Genomic DNA, 18,541 nt, shown 5'->3' on the forward strand with positions numbered 1-18,541 from the left:
TTCGGGGGAATTCATTCCCCCGACCTGCTTGCCCTGGGCCGAGGCTGCCGCCACCCTCCGTGGGTTACGCGCCTTGGAGGAAGCCCCGCATGTCCCGCTCCTATCGAATCGCCGTGGTGCCCGGAGATGGCATCGGCAAGGAAACCGTGCCCGAAGGGCTGCGGGTGCTGGATGCCGCCGCGCGCCGCTTCGGCTTCGATCTCAAGCTGTCGCACTACGACTGGTCCTGCGAGACCTACCAGAAGACCGGCCGGATGATGCCGGAGGACGGCATCGACCAGCTGCGCGACAGCGACAGCGTCTTCCTGGGCGCCGTGGGCTGGCCCGGCGTGCCGGACCATGTCTCGCTCTGGGGCCTGCTGATCCCGATCCGGCGCGAGTTCGACCAGTATATCAGCCTGCGCCCCTGCAAGCTGATGCCCGGCGCCAAGACGCCGCTCGCCAACCGCACGCCGGCCGAGATCGACTTCTACGTGGTGCGCGAGAATACCGAGGGCGAGTATTCCTCCGCCGGCGGCAAGATGTTCGCGGGCACCGAGCGCGAATTCGTCATGCAGGAGAGCGTCTTCACCCGCAAAGGCGTGGACCGCGTGCTGAAATACGCCTTCGAGCTGGCACAGACGCGGCCACGCAAGAAGCTGACCAGCGCCACCAAGTCCAACGGCATCACCTTCACCATGCCCTACTGGGACGAGCGCTTCGCGGCGATGGCGAAGAACTACCCGCAGGTCACCACCGATCAGTTCCACATCGACATCCTCTGCGCGCAGTTCGTGCAGCACCCGGACTGGTTCGACGTGGTGGTGGGCTCCAACCTGTTCGGCGACATTCTCTCCGATCTCGGCCCTGCGGTGGCTGGCTCGATCGGCATCGCGCCCTCGGCCAACATCAATCCGGAGAAGGCGCATCCCTCGATGTTCGAGCCGGTGCATGGCAGCGCGCCGGACATCGCCGGCAAGCACATCTGCAACCCGATCGGCCAGATCTGGTCCGGCGCGATGATGCTGGAGCATCTCGGCGAGAAGGACGCCGCCGACTGCATCGTCCGCTGCATCGAGAAGCTGCTGGCGGAAGGTGGCCCTCGCACCCGCGACATGGGCGGGCAGGCCGGTACGGCGGATGTCGGCAAAGCTCTCGCCGAGGCGGTCGCGGCGGGCGGGTGACGCAGAGGAAACTTGAACGCCCGTTCAGATGAGCCTATAAAAACTGTCAGACAAGTTGCGAGTGATTCTCATCTCTCTCGCGACTGCAGGAGGATGCTGATGGGCATTGACTTCAGCCACATCACACGCCGTTGCGAGCGAGCGGTGGTGACCGCGTACCGGGAGCTGCGCGAAACGGGGAATGACGACCTGTCGTCCTTCCGCGCCTGCACGGCTCTCTACCGGATCCATCATCCCGAATCCTCGGTCAGCGAGGCGCGGCGTCTGGTGTCGGAATGGATCGACCATCACATCGTCCGCGGCGAGACCGGCCCGACCGACGGCTGCGACTGCCCCTGAGCTGAACGGTTCGGGCTGAGCGTTTCAGGCCTGGAAGGGCGCCCTTCCAGGCCTTTTCTGCGTTCAGCGCCGGATAAGATCCGGGTTGAAGCGGACATCCGGCCGCGCCAGACCGCCGGAGATGCCGACCGGCGTGCCATCGGCGCGCCAGCAGGCGGCGCCTTCCAGCATTCCGTCGGCATGGAACCGGACGGCACCCATGCCGCCGCCGATATGCTTCACCCGCTGCACGCGATGGCCGAGTGCCGAGAGCTTTGCATCGACGTCGGCGGCGATGGTCGGCTCCAGCTCCAGCGTATGGCCGTTGGTCCAGATGCGCGGCGCCTCCACGGCATCCTGCAGGTCCATGCCGTGGTCGATCAGGTTGATCACCGCCTGCATGGCCGAGCCGAAGATGCGCAACCCGCCCGGCAGGCCCAGGGCGAAGGCCGGCTTGCCGTCCTTCCGCACGATGGTGGGCGCCATGGACGTGAAGACCCGCTTGCCCGGCGCGACGGAGAGCGCCTTGCCCGGGTGCGGATCGAAGTTGAACATGTAGTTGTTGGCGATCAGCCCGGTGCCGGGAATGCTGAAGCGGGCGCCGAACAGGCTGTTGATGGTCTGCGTGGTGGCGACGATGTTGCCGGCCGAATCCGCCACCGTGACATGGGTGGTGTTGGCCGACTCCGCCGGCGGGATGCCCGGCGCCCAGTCCTGCGCCGCGTCGCGCCTCAGCAGGGTGCGGCGCTCGGCGGCGTAGTCCTTGCTGGTGAGCTTCTCCACGGGGACGTTGATGAAAGCCGGGTCGGCGGTGGCCACGGCGCGGTCGGCGAAGGCCATCTTCAGCGCCTCGGCCAGCAGGTGCACCGTCTCGGCGCTGCCGGATCCGAGCGCCGCCAGGTCGAAGCCCTCCAGCAGGTTCAGCATCTGCGTCATATGCACGCCGGAGGAGGAGGGCGGCGGCGGCGCCAGCACCTCGAAGCCGCGGTAGTGGCCGACCACCGGCTCCCGCTCGGCGACGCTGTAGCCCTCCAGGTCGCCGGTGCCGATCAGCCCGCCGGTGGCGGCCATATGGGCCGCCAGCGCGCGACCCAGTTCACCGCCATAGAGGGCGGTCGGACCCTGTTCGGCGATCAGGCGCAGCGACTCGGCCAGCACGGGCTGGCGCAGCAGCGTGCCGACGGCCGGCGGAGCGCCATCAGGCAGGAAGGTGGCGGCGAGGCCGGGGTCCTGCGCGAGATCCGCCGCCGCATCCAGGATGGCGCCGGTCAGGTAGGCGGTGACGCGGAAGCCCTCGGCGGCGGCGCGGATCGCGGGGCGCAGCACCTCGTCGAGCGGCAGGCTGCCGTGCTCGGCCAGGGCCTTGCACCATCCGGCCAGCGCGCCCGGCACGGCCATGGCCAGCGCACCCACCGCATTCTCGCGGCCTTCCGTCTCCTGGTAGTCCGGCAGGCTGTCGGAAAGGGTGCGGTACATGTCCGGCCGCGCCGCCGCGGGGGCGGTGGAGAGCCCGTCCAGCACGAGGTGCCGGCCATCGGCGAGGCGCAGATGCGCCACCCCACCGCCGAGCGGGCCGACCATCATCGGCTCCACCACCGTCAGGGTGAACAGCGCGGCGATGGCGGCGTCGATGGCGTTGCCGCCGGCCAGCAGCATCTCCGCCCCCGCCGCCGAGGCGACGGGGTGGTTGGTCACCACCATGCCCTTGCTGGCCAGCGCCGGGCGCTTCTCGCAGGCGAAGGGACTGCCGGCGCGGTTTTTCCAGCTCATGGGGCAACTCCCTGGCAGGCGGCGCCGAAGGCGCGGAACAGGGCGGTGCTGGCGGCGTCCTCACCGAAGCGCCATTCCGGGTGCCACTGCACCGCCAGCTGGAAGCCGCGCGCGCCGGCGGGGCGGACGGCCTCCACCGTTCCGTCCGGCGCGACGGCCTCCACCGCCAGCCCCCCGGCGACGCGATCAATGCCTTGCATGTGCACCGAATTCACCCGGATCTCCTTCTTGCCGGTCACCGCCTGCAAAAGGCCCTCGGCGGTGATGTCGTGGCGGGGACGGTAGCGTTCCGTCAGCGTCTCGCCATGGCCGCGATGGTCCTCGCGGCCGGGCAGCAGGTGGAGGCGGCTGTGCAGCGTGCCGCCGAGCGCCACGTTCATCTCCTGCAGTCCGCGGCAGATGGCGAAGACGGGCATCCCACGTTCCAGCGCGGCGCGGATCAGCGGCAGGGTGGTGGCGTCCCGCGCCGGGTCCTCCAGCTCGCCCTCGGGGGCGGCCGGGCCACCATAGAGGGCGGGCTGCAGGTTGGAGGGGGAGCCGGGGATCAGCAGGCCATCCAGCCGGTCGAGATAGCCCTCGACGTCCAGTGCACCGCCCAGTGGCGGGATCAGCACCGGGCGGACACCGGCACCCTCGGCCAGCGCGGCCATGTAGCGGGAGGGGGTGGCATGCTGGGAATGGCCAGCCAGTTCGCGGCAGCAGGCGGGGACGCCCACCCAGGGCCGGCGTGGCGTCATCAGGCGAGACAAGGCGGCGTGCTCCGAAAGCGGCAAGAGGTGGTCAGGCTCGCGCCATGCGGGAAGCTTGTCCAGAGGGGCGGCCGGGGTCTGGGCGCGGGGCCGGATGGTCCCATATGGCCGGGACAGGACCCACCCCGCAGCAGGAGAGCCGCCCATGCAGAACGACAATACCCGAAGCCCACCGGAGATGGACGAGGAGTTGATCGCCTTCGCCGGCCGGGTTTTCCAGTGCGCGCGCGGCGGCGATGCAGCGATGCTGGAAGACCTTCTGCGCCAGGGCCTCCCGCCCAACCTGCGCAACGACAAGGGCGACACGCTGGTGATGCTGGCCGCCTATCACGGCCATGGCGAGGCGGTGCGGGTGCTGCTGGAGCACGGTGCCGACCCCGACAGCCTGAACGACCGCGGGCAGACGCCGCTCGCCGCCGCCGCCTTCAAGGGCGCGGGCGAGGTGGTGGCGCTGCTGCTGAAGCATGGCGCGGCGGTCGATGGCTGCGGCCCCGATGGCCGCACGCCGCTGATGCTGGCGGCGATGTTCAACCGCGTCGAGATCCTTCAGCAGCTCCTGGCGGCGGGCGCCGACCCGGCGGCGCGGGACGCGGCGGGGCACACCGCCCGCGCGGCGGCCGAAACGATGGGCGCAGCCGACACGCCCGCCCTGCTGCCCGCCGATCCGGCCTGAGAGCCAGCGCGCTCCCCTGGCGCGGTGCCGGGAGCGCCGCCCCTTTCAGGCCGGGTCGCGCCCGGCCCAGCGAAGCGCGGCGAGGGCCAGCGCGTCGATCGTGTCGATCAGCGGCAGGCCGATCTCCGCATGGGGGCCGGCCTGGATGCCGAGCGGGATCTCGGTGCAGCCCAGCACCACCGCCGCCGCGCCGCGCGCCTTCAGGTTGTGCGCCGCCTCGGCCAGCGGCGGATAGGCCTCGGCCACCCGGTTCGCCTTCACCAGCGCGATGCCGGGGGAGACGAGGGAAGCCATCTCGGCCTCGTCCGGCACGATGCATTCGTAGCCGCGCCCCTCCAGCCTCTCCTGGTAGAGCCGCATGGCAAGGGTTCCGGCGGTGCCCATCACGCCGATGCGGCCGCCGCGGATGCCCTGGCGCGCCAGTTCCTCGCCCGCCGCGTCCACGATGTGCAGCACCGGCAGCTTCGTCGCCGCCGCCATACCGTCATACCAGCCATGGGCGGTGTTGCAGGGGATGGCGATGGCGCCGCAGCCCGCCGCCTCCAGCCCGCGGATGCCGCGCAGCAGCCAGGGCAGGGGGTCCTCGCCGCCGGCGAGGCGCGCCGCCGTGCGGTCGGGCACGCGGGGGTCGGACCACAGCACGGCGGGCAGGTGGTCCTGGTCGCGCGTGGCGGGGGTGAGCAGCGTCAGGCGCAGCATGAACTGGGCGCTGGCCAGCGGACCCATGCCGCCGAGCACGCCGAGCATCGGGGCCTCGTCGCCCGGAAGGGGAGCGGCGCGGCTCACAGGCCCAGCCCGTCCCAGACCAGCTTCACGCCGGTGATCGCCAGAAGGGTGTAGATCAAGCGGTAGAAGACCTTGTCGCTGATGCGGCGCTGGAGCCAGACCCCGAGCCGCACGCCAATCGGTGCCAGCGGCAGCAGCACCAGGCTGGTGAGCAGATTGGCGAGCCGGAACTCGCCGAGCGCCGCATAGGGAATGAGCTTGATGTAGTTCACCGTGCCGAAAAACACCACGGTGGTGGCGGCGAGCTGGGCCCGCTCCATCCGCAGCGGGTAGAGATAGACCGCCAGCGGCGGTCCGCCGGCATGGGCGATGGTGCTGGTGAAGCCCGAGACGGCGGACCAGAAGCCGCCGCGCCAGCGACTCGGCCGCGCCGGCTCCACCGCCGCCCCGCGTCGCGCCAGCCAGAGCGAGCGGGCCAGGAAGGCGAGGGTGATGACGCCCACCATCATCTTCGTCATGCGGTCGGTCATGGCGCCGAAGGCGAGGGCGCCGAACACGATGCCGAGGATGCCGCCGGGAATGATGATGCCCATCTCGTGCCGGTTCCAGCGGCCCCACCAGGCGCGCAGCCCGGCGAGGTCCATCAGGCAGAGCACGGGCAGGGTGATGGCGGCCGCCTGGGGGGCGGGCACCAGCAGCGCCATGGCGGGCACGGCCAGATTGCCGCCCCCCGAGGCGAAGCCACCCTTGCTGATCCCGGTGATCAGCAAGGCCGGGATGGCGAGGGCGTAGAAGCGGGGATCGGTGATCAGGAGGTCGCCGGGAGGCAGGGGCACGGGCTGACGGGACCAGGAGGTGCGTGTAAGCACAGGCTGCATCCCTCCTTCACCGCCGCCAAGGTCTTCTCCGCATGAACCATATGTCCGACCCGCTCTGGCTTGCGGGTCTCGCCGTCGCGATGGCGCTGACCGGCCTGTTCTCCGGCACCCTGGCCGGGCTGCTCGGCGTGGGCGGCGGCATCGTCATCGTGCCGGTGCTCTACAACGTGTTCCCGCTGCTCGGCATCCCCGAGGCGGTGCAGATGAAGCTGGCGGTGGGCACCAGCCTCGCCACGATCATCCCCACCTCGATCGTCTCGGCGCGCAAGCACCACGCCCGCGGCGCCATCGACACCGGCCTGCTGCGCGCCATCTGGCCCTCCATGGTGATCGGCGTGGCGATCGGCACGGTGCTGGCGATCTGGCTGCACGGGCAGGCGCTCTCGGCGGTCTTCGCCACCATTGCCCTGCTGGTGGCGCTGAACATGGGCTTCACCGGTGTGGACTTCAAACTGCGTGACATCACCCCGCGCGGGCCGGGGCTCTGGGGCATCGGCACCTTCATCGGCGGCATCTCGGCCATGATGGGCATTGGCGGCGGCACGGTGGGGGTGCCCATCCTGTCCATGTTCGGCACGCCGATCCGCTCGGCGGTCGCCACCTCCTCGGTGTTCGGACTGATCATCTCCATCCCGGCGACGCTCGGCCTGATCTGGGGCGGCTTCGGCAACCCGCTGCTGCCGCCCTTCTCGGTGGGCTTCATCAACCTGATCGGCTTCGCGCTGATCGTGCCCAGCTCGATCCTGGCGACGCCCTGGGGCGTGCACCTGGCGCACACCATCCCGCCGCTGGCGCTGAAGCGCGCCTTCGCCGTGTTCCTCGCGATCACCGCGATCCGGATGTTCTACAGCCTGATCTTCTGAAAAAACCTGGGGGAAGGAATTCCCCCAGGCCCTCATCTTTTCTCTTCGAGTTCCCCGCGCTTGGGGGAAGCAGAGCGCCAAACTGACAGAAAGAAGAAGGGGGTTCGGGGGAATTCATTCCCCCGACCTTCATTTATCCCCGGAGCCGCTCCATCCGGTCCCGCAGCCGGTACCAGCCGCCCACCAGCGGCAGGAACCAGGGATTACCGTCATAGCCCGGCATGGTGGGAAAGTTCAGTCCGTCCAGCGCGAAGGGTTCGTTCGCCGCGCCGGCGATCTTCAGCGCCACGTTGTGGCCGAGCCAGCTCGCCATGGCCACCCCGGAGCCCTGGCAACCGGCAGCGTAATAGACGCCCTCCTGGTGGCCGATATGCGGCAGCTCGTCGAAGGTGAAGGCGACATTCCCGGTCCAGGCATGCGTCAGCCGCACCGTCTTGAGCTCGGGGAAGACCTTGCGCATCATGTTGTGCAGCACTGGCGCGGCCGCCTCGGGGGAGGTCGGGCCGAAGCTGGCGCGGCCGCCCCAGAGCACCCGCGTGCCGTCCGGCGAGGGGCGGAAGTAGCTCAGCACGCGCCGGCTGTCGCTGATCATCCGGCGGCCGGGGAAGAGTTCGTCGATGGTCTCCTCCGGCAGCTCCTCGGTCGCGATGATGTAGGAGCCCACCGGCACGAGCCGCCGCGCCAGCCAGGGCATCGGGCCCTGGCCATTCTCGCCCCGGGTGTAACCATTGGTGGTGACGAGCACGGCGTCGGCGGCGATCTCGCCCTTGTCCGTATCGAGACGGAAGCCGGCCCCCTCGGGGCGGATGCCGTTGACGCGAACCCGGTCCACCAGCGCGGCGCCGGCGCGCTCGGCCGCGTCGGCCAGGCCGCGCGCGAACTTGCCGGGATGCAGGCTGCCGGTGGCGGCGACGGTCATGCCGCCATGATAGTAGTCGCTGCCCAGCACCTCGCGCTGCTCGGCGCGCGGCACCATGCGCACCGGCATGCCGGTCAGCTCGGCCAGCCTGGGCGCGCGCAGGGCCAGCTGCGTGTAGTGGCGGGGCGTCCAGGCGGGCGTGAAGCGGCCGCAGCGGATGTATTCGCAGTAGATCTCCTCGCGCTGGAGCAGGTCCTCCAGGAAGCGGAAGCTGGCGGCCGCCGCCTTGGCGATGGCCTCGGCCTGCTCGGCGCCGAACCGCCGCTCCAGCTCGCCGCCGGCCACCTTCAGCCCGCCCGAGACCATGCCGCCATTGCGCGAGGAGGCCCCCCAGCCGATCCGCTCCGCTTCCAGCACGACGGGACGGTGCCCCATCTGCGCCAGGGTCAGCGCCGCCGAAAGCCCGGCATAGCCGCCGCCCACGATGGCGACGGCCGCATGCTCCGGCAGCGGCGTCTCGCGCGGTTCGGGGTCCGCCTCCTCCCACCAGTAGGGTGCGGAGCTGAAGCCTGGGGCGAAGAGGCGCTCGTAAGGGTTCATCCGGTCCTCGGCCATGACGCGCAGGAGGGGCAGTTTCTCCCATGACGGTGCCGTGGCAAGAGCCTGCCTGCCTCTTGCGCAGCGTGAACAAACCGGTAGCTCCGGAGCCCTTACCGGGAGGTTATCGCCCGGTGCCGGGGCCGCGTGACCCCTGGACGCCGCCCCGGGGGCGGCGCAGGCTTCGCACCGGCATCAGGAATGGCAGGGGATCGGCGGCAAGGTGGCGACACTTCTGGTGAAGTCGGGCGGCGAAAAGGCGGTGGCGGAGTGGCGCAGCGCTTTCCAGGCGGTGGATCAGCGCTTCCGCGTGCACTGGTGGGAGGACCCCGCCGTGCCGCCCGAGGCGGTGGACTATGTGCTGGTCTGGGACCCGCAGCCGGGCTGGCTGCGCAGCCTGCCGAAGCTGAAGGTGGTGTTCTCCTCCGGCGCCGGGGTGGACCACATCACCCGTGACCCGGACTGGCCGCGCCAGCTTCCGCTGGTCCGCATGGGCGGGACCGAGACGGAGCAGCGCATGAGCGAGTACATCGCCTGGGCCTGCCTTTCGCTGCTGCGGGAGGCGCGGGCCTTCGCGCGCGCCCAGGCGGCCGGGCAGTGGCTGGGGCGGGATGCCTGCCCCTCTGCCGCCGGGCGCCGTGTTGGCATCCTGGGGCTGGGCAATCTGGGCCGCCGGGCGGCGGCGGCGCTGCAGGCCATCGGCTTCCCGGTGCAGGGCTGGTCGCGCTCGCGCAAGGACATCCCCGGCGTGCGCAGCTTCGCCGGGCCGGAGGAACTGCCGGATTTCCTTGCCGGCACCGATATCCTGGTCTGCCTCCTGCCTTCGACGCCGGAGACGGCCGGGCTGATCGACGCCCGCCTGCTGGCGCGGCTGCCGCCCGGGGCACAGGTGGTGAATGCCGGGCGCGGCTCGCACCTCGTCGTGCCGGACCTGCTCGCTGCGCTGGAGTCCGGCCAGCTTGACGGCGCCGTGCTCGACGTGTTCGAGCAGGAGCCGCTTCCGCCGGAGAGCCCGCTCTGGGCGCATCCGAAGGTGACCGTCACGCCGCATGTCGCCTCGCTGCCTGGCCGGCCGGAGCGCGCGCGCTACGTCGCGGCCGCCATTGCCGATTTCGAGGCGGGCCGGCCGCTGCCCAACCTCTACGACCCCGAGCGAGGATATTGATGCCGCTTCCTCCGCCCCCTGTCCGCCCCGATCCGGCCCACCAGCCCAGCGAGCGTGAGCTGCGCGAGGACCTCGCCTGCGCCTACCGGCTGCTGGCGCATTTCGGCATGACGGACCTCGTCTATACCCATCTCTCCGTGCGCGTCCCGGGGGAGGGGCACCGCTTCCTGGTCAATCCCTACGGCCTGCTGTTCGAGGAGATCACCGCCTCCTCGCTCGTGGTGGTGGATGCCGAGGGCGAGCCGGTCCAGCAGACGCGCTGGCCGGTGAACCCGGCAGGCTTTGTCATCCATTCGGCGGTGCATCGCGCCGTGCCGCGCGCGCAGTGCGTGATGCACACCCACACGCTGGCCGGCATGACGGTGGCGGCCCAGCGGAACGAATATCCGGGCGGGCTGCTGCCGCTCAACCAGATGAACATGGAGCTGCATGGCCGTGTCGCCATCCATGAGTACGAGGGCGTGGCGGCGGAGGACAATCTGGGCGAGCGCGAGCGCATCGTGCGGGACCTGGGCGACAGGACCTGCCTGATCCTGCGCAACCACGGCCTGCTGACCATCGGCCGCACCGTCGCCGAGGCTTTCTACTGGATGTACTATCTGGAGCAGTCCTGCCGCATCCAGGTGGCGGCGCAGGCCAGCGGCGTGCCGCTCGCCATGCCGGCGCCCGAGGTGGTGGAGCGGGTGCGAGGCCAATCCGGCGACTCTCCGGTGAAGGGCTGGCTGCCCTGGCAGGCGCTGAAGCGGAAGATGGACCGCGAGCAGCCGGACTACCGGGAGTAAGGCGCCTTGAGCGGAGCAACCGGCCACGCCCTGGCCCTGCAGGGCATCGCCAAGCGCTATGGCGGCTTCACCGCCGTGGAGGATGTGGACCTCGCGGTGGAGCGCGGCGAATTCCTGACCCTGCTCGGCCCCTCCGGCTCGGGCAAGACGACGCTGCTGATGATCATCGCCGGCTTCGTCGTGCCCAGTGCCGGCAGCGTGCTGCTCGACGGGCGCGACATCACCGCGCTGCCGCCGGAGCGGCGCGAGTTCGGCATGGTGTTCCAGGGCTATGCGCTGTTCCCGCACATGACGGTGGCGGAGAACGTCGCCTTCCCGCTGCGGGTGCGCCGCATGGGGCGCGCGGAGCAGCAGGCGAAGGTGCGCGCGGCGCTCGACCTGGTGCAGCTCTCGGCCTTCGCGGAGCGGCGGCCGGCGCAGCTCTCGGGCGGCCAGCAGCAGCGCGTCGCGCTCGCCCGCGCGCTGGTCTTCGACCCGGCGCTGCTGCTGCTCGACGAGCCGCTCTCCGCGCTCGACAAGAAGCTGCGCGCCGAGCTGCAGGAGGAGCTGAAGGCGCTGCATCGGCGCATCGGCCGCACCTTCGTCAACGTCACGCATGACCAGGAGGAGGCGCTGAGCCTCTCCGACCGCATCGCCATCCTCAACCGGGGCCATGTGGTGCAGCAGGGCCGCCCCTCGGAGCTGTACGAAGGCCCGCGCACCCGCTTCGTCGCCGATTTCCTCGGCAAGTCCAACTTCCTCCAGGGTGTGGGGGAGGGTGGCGGTGTGGTGCGGAGCGGCGGCACCCGGCTGCGCGTCGCCACGGCCCCGGCGGGTCCGGTGCTGCTCTCGCTGCGGCCGGAGAAGATCGCGCTGCTGGCGGAGGGATCGGAGGCCGAGAACAGCATCGCCGGCCGGATCGCCAACTGGTCCTATCTCGGCGCGGGCTTCAGCCTGACGGTGGCGACCGACGATCTGGGCGAGCTGCGCGTCACCGTGCCGAGCTGGGGCGCTGCGCTGGCGCCGGCGGAAGGGCTGCCCGTGCGGCTGGGCTGGAACGCCGCCGCCGCCGTGCCCGTGGAGGAGGACCGGCCGTCGGCGGCCTGAGGTGGCGCGCGACGGTGCGGTCCGTTCCGTGGGGGGGGCTGCGCCAGATCAATGCGGCACCGGCGGCGGTGTGATCTCTCGACGGCGTGGAAGCACCGGAGAGACCATCATGCCTCGTTCCTTCCTTGCCCTTGCCGCAGCCCTCCCCCTGGCACTGACCCTGCAGCCCGCGGCCGCCGGGGAGCCCGCCACCGTGAAGGTGGCGCTCACGGACATGTCCAGCACCATGGGCGCAGGGCGCGGCCCTGGCGGCGGGCCGGGATGGGGCATGATGGGGCCGGGCATGATGGGCTGGGGCTGGGATGCCCCGGGCCGCGGCGGCGGCTGGACCATGGGCCCGGGCATGATGATGGCGCACGGCATGATGGCCATCCGCATCGACCACGACACCGTTCCCGCCGGCGAGGTCCGCTTCGACGTGACCAACTGGTCGCGCGGCCTCGTCCATGAGCTGCTGGTGATCCCGGTCGCTGATCCCGCGGCCCCGCTCCCCTACGACCATGCGGAGGGGAAGGTCGCCGAAAGCCAGGTGCGGGTGCTGGCCGACAGCGGAGACCTGCCGCCCAGCGCCTCCCACCTGCTGGAGGTCACGCTTGCGCCGGGGACCTACCTGCTGGTCTGCAACCTGCAGGGCCACTATGCCGCGGGGATGGTGGTGCCACTGACGGTGGTCCCCGCCGGCGGCGGTACTCCCGGCCGCTCCTGATGGGCAGGCGATCCACCTCACCGCGTGGGACGAGGTAGGGGCCAAAAGCTCCCGCGAGGCCACGGAAGAATGTTTTGCGATTAGATGGTATCGCAATGCGATCAACTGGCTCGCGGGAGGAGCTGCCGCAGCCCAGAGCCTGTGCAGCACCTGCGGGATTTTGCCTTGCGGCGGAGCAGGCTGTGCGTCGGTCGGCCATTTGGTGCATGACAGATGATTGACGGGTTTCGCGGCGACTGATGACATCAGCCGGAGCTGAGGGAGCCGGCCATGAACGTCGCCACCGCATCAACCCGGATGACCTGTTCCGAGGAGGAATGGCGCGTCCGCTGCGATCTCGCCGCGCTGTACCGCCTGATCGCGCATTTCCGCATGACGGACTTCATCTACACCCACATCAGCGCGCGGGTGCCAGGGCCGGAGCACCACTTCCTCATCAACCGATACGGCGTGCTGTTCGACCAGATGCGCGCCAGCGACCTGGTGAAGATCGACCTCGACGGCAACATCGTCGAGGAAGGCGCGGAGACCAAGCAGGTCAATGCCGCCGGCTTCACCATCCATTCCGCGCTGCACATGGCGCGGGAGGATGCCATGTGCGTCGTGCATACGCACACCGCCGCCGGCATCGCCGTCTCCGCGCAGAAGGACGGGCTGCTGCCGATCAGCCAGCACGCGCTGAAGTTCTACGGGCATCTCGCCTATCACGGCTATGAGGGCATCGCGCTCGACCTCGACGAGCGCGAGCGGCTGGTGGCCGATCTCGGCCAGCACCGCGCGATGATCCTGCGCAACCACGGCCTGCTGGTGGCCGGGCGCAGCATCCCTGAGGCCTTCAACCTGATCTACTACCTGGAGCGCGCCTGCCAGGCGCAGGTGGCGGCCATGTCGGGCGGCGCCGAGCTGGTCTTCCCGCCCGAGGAGGTACGGCAGAAGACCGCCGCGCAGTTCAACGGCAACCCCGAGCGCTCGCTGGCGCACAGCGAATGGGCCTGGGGCTCGGCGCTGCAACTCATCGAGGGCAGCAAGCTGGACTGGCGCGCATGAGCGCCGATCTGCTGATCACCGGCGGCCGTATCTTCCGCGGCCTCAAGAGCGGCTTTGCCGAGGCGCTGGCGGTGAAGGATGGCCGCGTGCTGGCCGTCGGCACCGTCGATGATGTGTCGGCGCAGGCCCGTGCGGGCACGCGGCGCATCGATCTTGGCGGCCGGGTGGCGATGCCCGCGCTGAACGAGGCGCATATGCACCTGCTGCCCTACGGCCTCGGCCTGGCGCAGGTGAACCTGCGCGCCGAGGAGGTGCGCTCGCTGGATGAGGTGCTGAAGCGCATCGCCGCCGCCGCGCGCAACACGCCAAAGGGGCAGTGGATCCTCGGCCGCGGCTACGACCATGGCGAGCTGGACATCCGCCGCCACCCGCTGGCCGAGGAGCTGGACCGCGCCGCGCCGGACCATCCGGTCTTCATCGTCCGCACCTGCGGGCATGTCGGCGTCGCCAACACGGCCGCGATGAAGCTGGCCGGTGTCGGTCATAACACGCCCGATCCCGAGGGCGGCGCCATCGAGCGCAAGAACGGCAGGCTGACGGGCCTGTTCCAGGAACGCGCCATGCGGCTGGTGCGCGACAAGGTCCCCATGCCCTCCGAGGCACAGATGGTGGAGGCCATCGAGGCGGCCGGGCGCAACCTCGCCGCGCTGGGCTTCGCCTCGGCCAGCGACATGAATGTGGGCATGACGGCAGGCATGGCTGAGATCGGCGCCTATCGCCGCGCCGAGGCTGACGGCCGACTGTTGCAGCGCATGTGGCAGGTGCTGGCGGGCAATCCGGAGGGCATCGCGAAGGACGCCTGGGAGGAGGGGCTGCGGCCGGGCGTCGCCGCCGGCCCGACCGCCGAGGCGCTGCTCGCCTGGGGTGCGGTGAAGACCTTCGCCGACGGCTCCGCCGGCGGGCTGACGGCAGCCTTCTTCGACCCCTACCTGGAAAGCGCCGGCGGCGGCACCGGCATCTTCTGCTTCCCGGATGAGGCGCAGTACGAGATGCTCGCCCGCTACCACCGGCAGGGCTGGCAGCTCGACATCCACGCCATCGGCGACGCCGCCATCGAGCAGGTGCTCACCGGCATGGAGAAGGCCGACGCGCCCGACGCGCCGATCGCCGGCCGCCGTCACCGCATCGAGCATTGCGGCTTCCTCAACCGCGACCAGCGCGCGCGGATGCTGAAGCACGGCATCATCCCCGTGCCGCAGCCCGCCTTCATGTGGGAGTTCGGCGACCTCTACGTCACCAATCTCGGCAAGGCGCGCACCGAGGCGGCCTATCCGATGCGCACCTGGCTGCATGAGGGTCACCACCCGGCGGCCTCCACCGACAGCCCGGTCTGCTCGGTCGATCCCTTTCCGAACCTCTACACCATGGTCACGCGCAAGACCTCCAAGGGCACCGTGCTCGGCGCCGAGGAGACGCTGACGGTGGAGGAGGCGGTGCACTGCTACACCTGGTGCGGCGCGCACAGCCAGTTCGCCGAGGGCGAGCGCGGCACGCTGGAGCCGGGCATGCAGGCCGACATCGCCGTGCTTTCACGCGATATCTTTGCGACTGCGCCGGAAGAGATCCTGACCACCCAGGCGGATCTCACCTTCCGCGGCGGCCGCGCGCTCTTCGACCGCCACGGCGAGGCCGCCGCGCTCGCCGGCGCCGCGGACTGAACCGATGCTCCGCCATGTCCTGCAGCGCCTGCTGACGACGGTGCCGGTGATGCTCGGGGTGCTGCTGATCGGCTTCCTGCTGATGCAGGTGGTGCCGACCGACCCTGCCATCGTCCGCGCCGGCCCCACCGCCACCGCCGACGTCATCGCCGCCATCCGCAGCGAGCTGGGCCTCGATCAGCCGCTCTACGTGCAGTTCGGCATCTATCTCTGGCGACTGCTGCAGGGCGATCTCGGCGTCTCCATCATCAACAACATGCCGGTGACGCAGGAACTCGGCGGCACCATCGGCCCGACGCTGGAGCTGATGTTCGCCTCGCTCTTCTGGGCCATTCCGCTTGGCATCGGCCTCGGCACCGTCGCCGCCTATTTCCGCGGGACGGTGCTGGACCGTGCGATCACCGCCTTCTCCGTGGCGGGCGGCTCGGTGCCGGTGTTCTTCCTGGGCTTGATGCTGATCTGGTTCGTCGGCTTCCAATGGCAGTTGCTGCCCTTCACCGGGCGCGGCGGGCCGCTCTGGACGGCCGAGGGCTGGCAGGCCATCGCGCTGCCGGCGCTGACGCTGGGCGGCGTCTTCGTGGCGCCGGTGGCGCGCATGACGCGCACCGCCGTGCTGGAGGTGCTGAGTGCCGAACATGTTCGCACCGCCCGCGCCAAGGGCCTTTCCGAGCGCGCCGTGGTGCTGCACCACGCGCTGCGCAACGCGCTGATCCCGGTGGTGACGCTGATCGGTCTGCAGATCGGCTTCCTGCTCGGCGGCGCGGTGGTGACGGAGACCGTGTTCTCCTGGCCGGGCGTCGGGCGGCTGGCGGTGGGCGCGATCCTCTCGGCCGACTTCCCGATGGCGCAGGGCACCATCATCGTGCTTTCGCTGGGCTTCATTCTCGTCAACCTGGTGGTCGACGTGCTTTACGTCGCGCTCGATCCGCGCATGCGGGGGGCCTGAGCATGGCCAGCGCGAATTCCGCCGCCGCGGCTGCCGCCACGGCCGTCGCCGTCAGCGCGCCGAAGCAGCCGGGCACGCTGCGGCGCCTGCTGCGTGAGCCGGTCGCGGCCATCTCCTTTGCCCTCGCGGTGCTGCTGATCCTGGCGGCGGTGCTGGCGCCGCTGCTGGCGCCGACGGACCCCTTCGACAACAATCTCTCCACCGCCATGGCCGTGCCGGGCACGCCCGGCCTGCCGCTCGGTGCCGACGGGCAGGGAAGGGACATGATCACCCGCCTGCTCTACGGCCTGCGCGCGACCCTGGTGATGGGCGCCGCCTCGGTGCTGCTCGGCGGTATCACCGGCGCTTTCGTGGGCTTCGCCGCCGCCTATTACCGGCGGCTCGACGGGCTGCTGATGCGGCTGATGGATGTGCTGCTCTCCTTTCCCGCCATCCTGTTCGGCCTGGCGATCGCCGCGATCTTCGGCCCTGGCATTCCGTCGGTGGTCCTGGCGCTTTCGGTCGCTACCGTGCCGCTGATGGCGCGCATCGTGCGCGGCGCCGCAATGGTGGTGATGCGGCAGGATTACATCGAGGCGGCGCGCGCCACGGGCATGGGCGATGCACGGCTCATCCTGCGCCATGTTGCGCCCAATTGCCTCTCGCCGATGTTCGTCTTCGCCACGCTCCGCTTCGGGCAGGTGATCCTGCTCGGCTCCGCGCTCTCCTTCCTCGGGCTGGGCGCGCAGCCGCCGCTGGCGGAGCTGGGGGCGATGGCCGCGGAGGGCCGCACCTTCCTGTTCTTCGCGCCGCATGTGGCGGTGCTGCCCTGCGTGCTGATCTTCATCGTGGTGCTGACCTTCAATCTGCTGGGCGATGCGCTGCGCGACGCCCTCGACCCGCGTCTTCGCGTCTGAACCGAACAAGAAAGGGCCAAGGATGTCCGGATTCCTCAAGGCGGGGCGCCGCCGCACCGCCGCGCTGCTCGGCGGCACCATGCTCTCCCTCGCCGGGCTGCTTCCCGCCGGCCAGGCCGCCGCGCAGATGGCGCCCAAGGGCGCGCTCGTCGTGCTGCGCGAGATCGATGCCGACCGCTACGATCCGCACCGCACCACCGCGACCGCGGCCGGCGAGGCGCTGTTCCTGCTGACCGACACGCTGGTCTCGATGGACTGGGACCAGAAGACCATCCGCCCCGGCCTCGCCGAAAGTTGGACGGTCAGCGAGGACGGCAAGCTCTACACCTTCAAGCTGAAGCAGGGCGTGAAGTTCTGCGACGGCAAGCCCTTCACCGCGAAGGACGTCGTCTACAGCATCAACCGCTGGATCGATCCCGCGACGCGCAGCCCGGTGAAGTGGCGCGCCGGCCCGGTGAAGGAAATTCGTGCGGTTGACGACCACACTGTCGAGTACGAGCTGAAGGAGCCCTACAGCGAGCTGCTGCTCCAGCTGGCGCAGTACTTCGCCGGCATGGTTGATCAGGCGACGGTGGAGAAGCTCGGCGACAATTTCGGCGTGCAGGGCTTCAACGGCGTCGGCCCCTACTGCTGGGCGAGCTGGACGCCGCGGCAGGAGATGGTGCTGACCAAGAACCCCGCCTACAACTGGGGTCCGCCGATCTACAAGAACCCCTCGCCGCAGCTGGACCGCATCATCCTGCGCGTCATCCCCGAGGCGAACACGCGGCTGGCGGCCATCCAGTCCGGCCAGGGCGACGTGACGCAGTGGATCCCGTATTTCGCGCTGGACGGGCTGAAGCGCATCCCGAACCTGAAGCTGGTGCAGCAGCCGAACTACTTCTACGACAACTTCATGGGCTTCAAGGTCGACAAGCCCGTGATGAACGACCCCGTCATCCGCGAGGCCATCAACATGGCCGTGGACAAGGCGGCCATCAACAAGGCCGTCTGGTTCAACGCCGGCGAGGTTGCGGATTCCTACATCAATCCGAACGCGCTCGACTACAGCGCCAAGGCGGCCTCGGAGATGCCGGAATACAGCCCGGACAAGGCGCGCAAGCTGCTGGACGACGCGGGTTGGAAGCCAGGCAGCGACGGAGTCCGCGAGAAGGACGGGCAGCGCGCGAGCTTCCTGCTCTACGGCATCCAGCAGACCTACAACAACGGCATGATGCAGGCGGTGCAGGCTGACCTCCGGCGCATCGGCATCGAGATGCGCATCCAGCTCTGGGACGCCACCGTGGCCTGGGGCAAGCTGGCGACGCAGGAATTCGACGCCTTCGTCATGTCCTATCCCTACGCCTCGGCGACGGATGCGCTCTCCCTCTACTTCCCGAGTGGCAACCGGCCGACGCCGAACCGCATGAACTGGAACAACCCGGAGACCGACCGCCTGATCTCCGACGCCAAGACCGCGCTGGAGCCGGCGGCGCGCGCGGAGGCGATCGGCAAGGTGCAGGAGCAGCTCACCCAGGCCTATCCGTGGGTGCCGCTGATCCGGCAGCCGCTCTGGGTGGTGTCCGGCCCGCGTGTCGAGGGCGTCCGCCCGCACGGCATCTACGGTGTCGCCCTCTACAAGGGCCTCGACATCCGCCTGACGCGCTAAGGGAAGGGCAG

18 protein-coding genes are annotated in these 18,541 nt (G+C 70.2%); 13 read left to right on the forward strand and 5 right to left on the reverse strand.

The features are described from left to right. Positions 1–89 precede the first annotated feature (89 nt). Together QMO56_RS02860 and QMO56_RS02865 are read left to right on the forward strand one after the other, a co-directional pair. Positions 90–1,163: a tartrate dehydrogenase gene (locus QMO56_RS02860; protein WP_283523525.1), complete on the forward strand. Its 1,074-nt coding sequence runs from the start codon at positions 90–92 to the stop codon at positions 1,161–1,163. Positions 1,164–1,262: 99 nt separating this feature from the next. Continuing rightward, entirely contained in the window at positions 1,263–1,502 is a 240-nt protein-coding gene (locus QMO56_RS02865; protein WP_283523526.1) for a hypothetical protein, read from the forward strand. A 63-nt stretch (positions 1,503–1,565) separates the two neighbouring features. Here QMO56_RS02865 and ggt read toward each other — a convergent pair whose 3' ends face one another. Together ggt and QMO56_RS02875 are read right to left on the reverse strand one after the other, a co-directional pair. Continuing rightward, complete coding sequence (ggt, locus tag QMO56_RS02870) at positions 1,566–3,251, reverse strand: gamma-glutamyltransferase (RefSeq protein ID WP_283523527.1); 1,686 nt, start codon at positions 3,249–3,251, stop codon at positions 1,566–1,568. Further along, entirely contained in the window at positions 3,248–3,988 is a 741-nt protein-coding gene (locus QMO56_RS02875) for a gamma-glutamyl-gamma-aminobutyrate hydrolase family protein (RefSeq protein ID WP_408906500.1), read from the reverse strand. Before QMO56_RS02875 ends, ggt begins: the two co-directional genes overlap by 4 nt. A 157-nt stretch (positions 3,989–4,145) precedes the next feature. Between QMO56_RS02875 and QMO56_RS02880 the strand changes: the two genes are divergently transcribed. Next, positions 4,146–4,673, forward strand: a complete 528-nt coding sequence (locus QMO56_RS02880; protein ID WP_283523529.1) for an ankyrin repeat domain-containing protein — start codon at positions 4,146–4,148, stop codon at positions 4,671–4,673. A gap of 45 nt (positions 4,674–4,718) precedes the next feature. Here the strand turns inward: QMO56_RS02880 and QMO56_RS02885 are convergent, their stop codons facing one another. Next, positions 4,719–5,459, reverse strand: a complete 741-nt coding sequence (locus QMO56_RS02885) for an aspartate/glutamate racemase family protein (protein ID WP_283523530.1) — start codon at positions 5,457–5,459, stop codon at positions 4,719–4,721. Continuing rightward, positions 5,456–6,268: a sulfite exporter TauE/SafE family protein gene (locus tag QMO56_RS02890; RefSeq protein ID WP_283523531.1), complete on the reverse strand. Its 813-nt coding sequence runs from the start codon at positions 6,266–6,268 to the stop codon at positions 5,456–5,458. Before QMO56_RS02890 ends, QMO56_RS02885 begins: the two co-directional genes overlap by 4 nt. A 41-nt stretch (positions 6,269–6,309) precedes the next feature. Here QMO56_RS02890 and QMO56_RS02895 point away from each other — a divergent pair, with 41 nt between their 5' ends. Beyond that, positions 6,310–7,140: a sulfite exporter TauE/SafE family protein gene (locus QMO56_RS02895; protein WP_283523532.1), complete on the forward strand. Its 831-nt coding sequence runs from the start codon at positions 6,310–6,312 to the stop codon at positions 7,138–7,140. A gap of 133 nt (positions 7,141–7,273) precedes the next feature. Here QMO56_RS02895 and QMO56_RS02900 read toward each other — a convergent pair whose 3' ends face one another. Then, a complete protein-coding gene (locus QMO56_RS02900) occupies positions 7,274–8,599 on the reverse strand; it encodes an FAD-binding oxidoreductase (RefSeq protein WP_283523533.1) in 1,326 nt (441 codons plus the stop codon). Between the two features lie 220 nt (positions 8,600–8,819). On the opposite strand from QMO56_RS02900, the gene QMO56_RS02905 reads away from it, so the two are divergent. The 9 genes from QMO56_RS02905 to QMO56_RS02945 all read left to right on the forward strand — a co-directional run bounded on the left by QMO56_RS02905 (position 8,820) and on the right by QMO56_RS02945 (position 18,530). Then, positions 8,820–9,761: a glyoxylate/hydroxypyruvate reductase A gene (locus QMO56_RS02905; RefSeq protein ID WP_283523534.1), complete on the forward strand. Its 942-nt coding sequence runs from the start codon at positions 8,820–8,822 to the stop codon at positions 9,759–9,761. After that, positions 9,761–10,543 carry a class II aldolase/adducin family protein gene (locus QMO56_RS02910; RefSeq protein ID WP_283523535.1) on the forward strand — a complete coding sequence of 261 codons (783 nt, stop codon included), beginning with the start codon at positions 9,761–9,763 and terminating at the stop codon, positions 10,541–10,543. Before QMO56_RS02905 ends, QMO56_RS02910 begins: the two co-directional genes overlap by 1 nt. 6 nt (positions 10,544–10,549) lie before the next feature. Further along, positions 10,550–11,629, forward strand: coding sequence for an ABC transporter ATP-binding protein (locus tag QMO56_RS02915; RefSeq protein ID WP_283523536.1), 1,080 nt, complete (start codon positions 10,550–10,552; stop codon positions 11,627–11,629). A gap of 109 nt (positions 11,630–11,738) precedes the next feature. Beyond that, positions 11,739–12,335, forward strand: a complete 597-nt coding sequence (locus QMO56_RS02920; RefSeq protein ID WP_283523537.1) for a hypothetical protein — start codon at positions 11,739–11,741, stop codon at positions 12,333–12,335. A gap of 270 nt (positions 12,336–12,605) precedes the next feature. Beyond that, complete coding sequence (locus tag QMO56_RS02925) at positions 12,606–13,382, forward strand: class II aldolase/adducin family protein (RefSeq protein ID WP_283523538.1); 777 nt, start codon at positions 12,606–12,608, stop codon at positions 13,380–13,382. Next, positions 13,379–15,040 carry an amidohydrolase gene (locus QMO56_RS02930; RefSeq protein WP_283523539.1) on the forward strand — a complete coding sequence of 554 codons (1,662 nt, stop codon included), beginning with the start codon at positions 13,379–13,381 and terminating at the stop codon, positions 15,038–15,040. The genes QMO56_RS02925 and QMO56_RS02930 overlap by 4 nt, the downstream gene beginning before the upstream one ends. A 4-nt stretch (positions 15,041–15,044) precedes the next feature. Continuing rightward, the gene (locus tag QMO56_RS02935) at positions 15,045–15,986 is read left to right on the forward strand and encodes an ABC transporter permease (RefSeq protein WP_283523540.1); all 942 of its coding nucleotides are present in this window, start codon (positions 15,045–15,047) and stop codon (positions 15,984–15,986) included. A 2-nt stretch (positions 15,987–15,988) separates the two neighbouring features. Further along, a complete protein-coding gene (locus tag QMO56_RS02940) occupies positions 15,989–16,882 on the forward strand; it encodes an ABC transporter permease (RefSeq protein WP_283523541.1) in 894 nt (297 codons plus the stop codon). A 22-nt stretch (positions 16,883–16,904) separates the two neighbouring features. Next, positions 16,905–18,530: an ABC transporter substrate-binding protein gene (locus tag QMO56_RS02945; protein WP_283523542.1), complete on the forward strand. Its 1,626-nt coding sequence runs from the start codon at positions 16,905–16,907 to the stop codon at positions 18,528–18,530. Positions 18,531–18,541: the final 11 nt, after the last annotated feature.

It is taken from the genome of Roseomonas sp. E05, from assembly GCF_030063475.1.
Classification (GTDB): Bacteria; Pseudomonadota; Alphaproteobacteria; order Acetobacterales; family Acetobacteraceae; genus Pseudoroseomonas.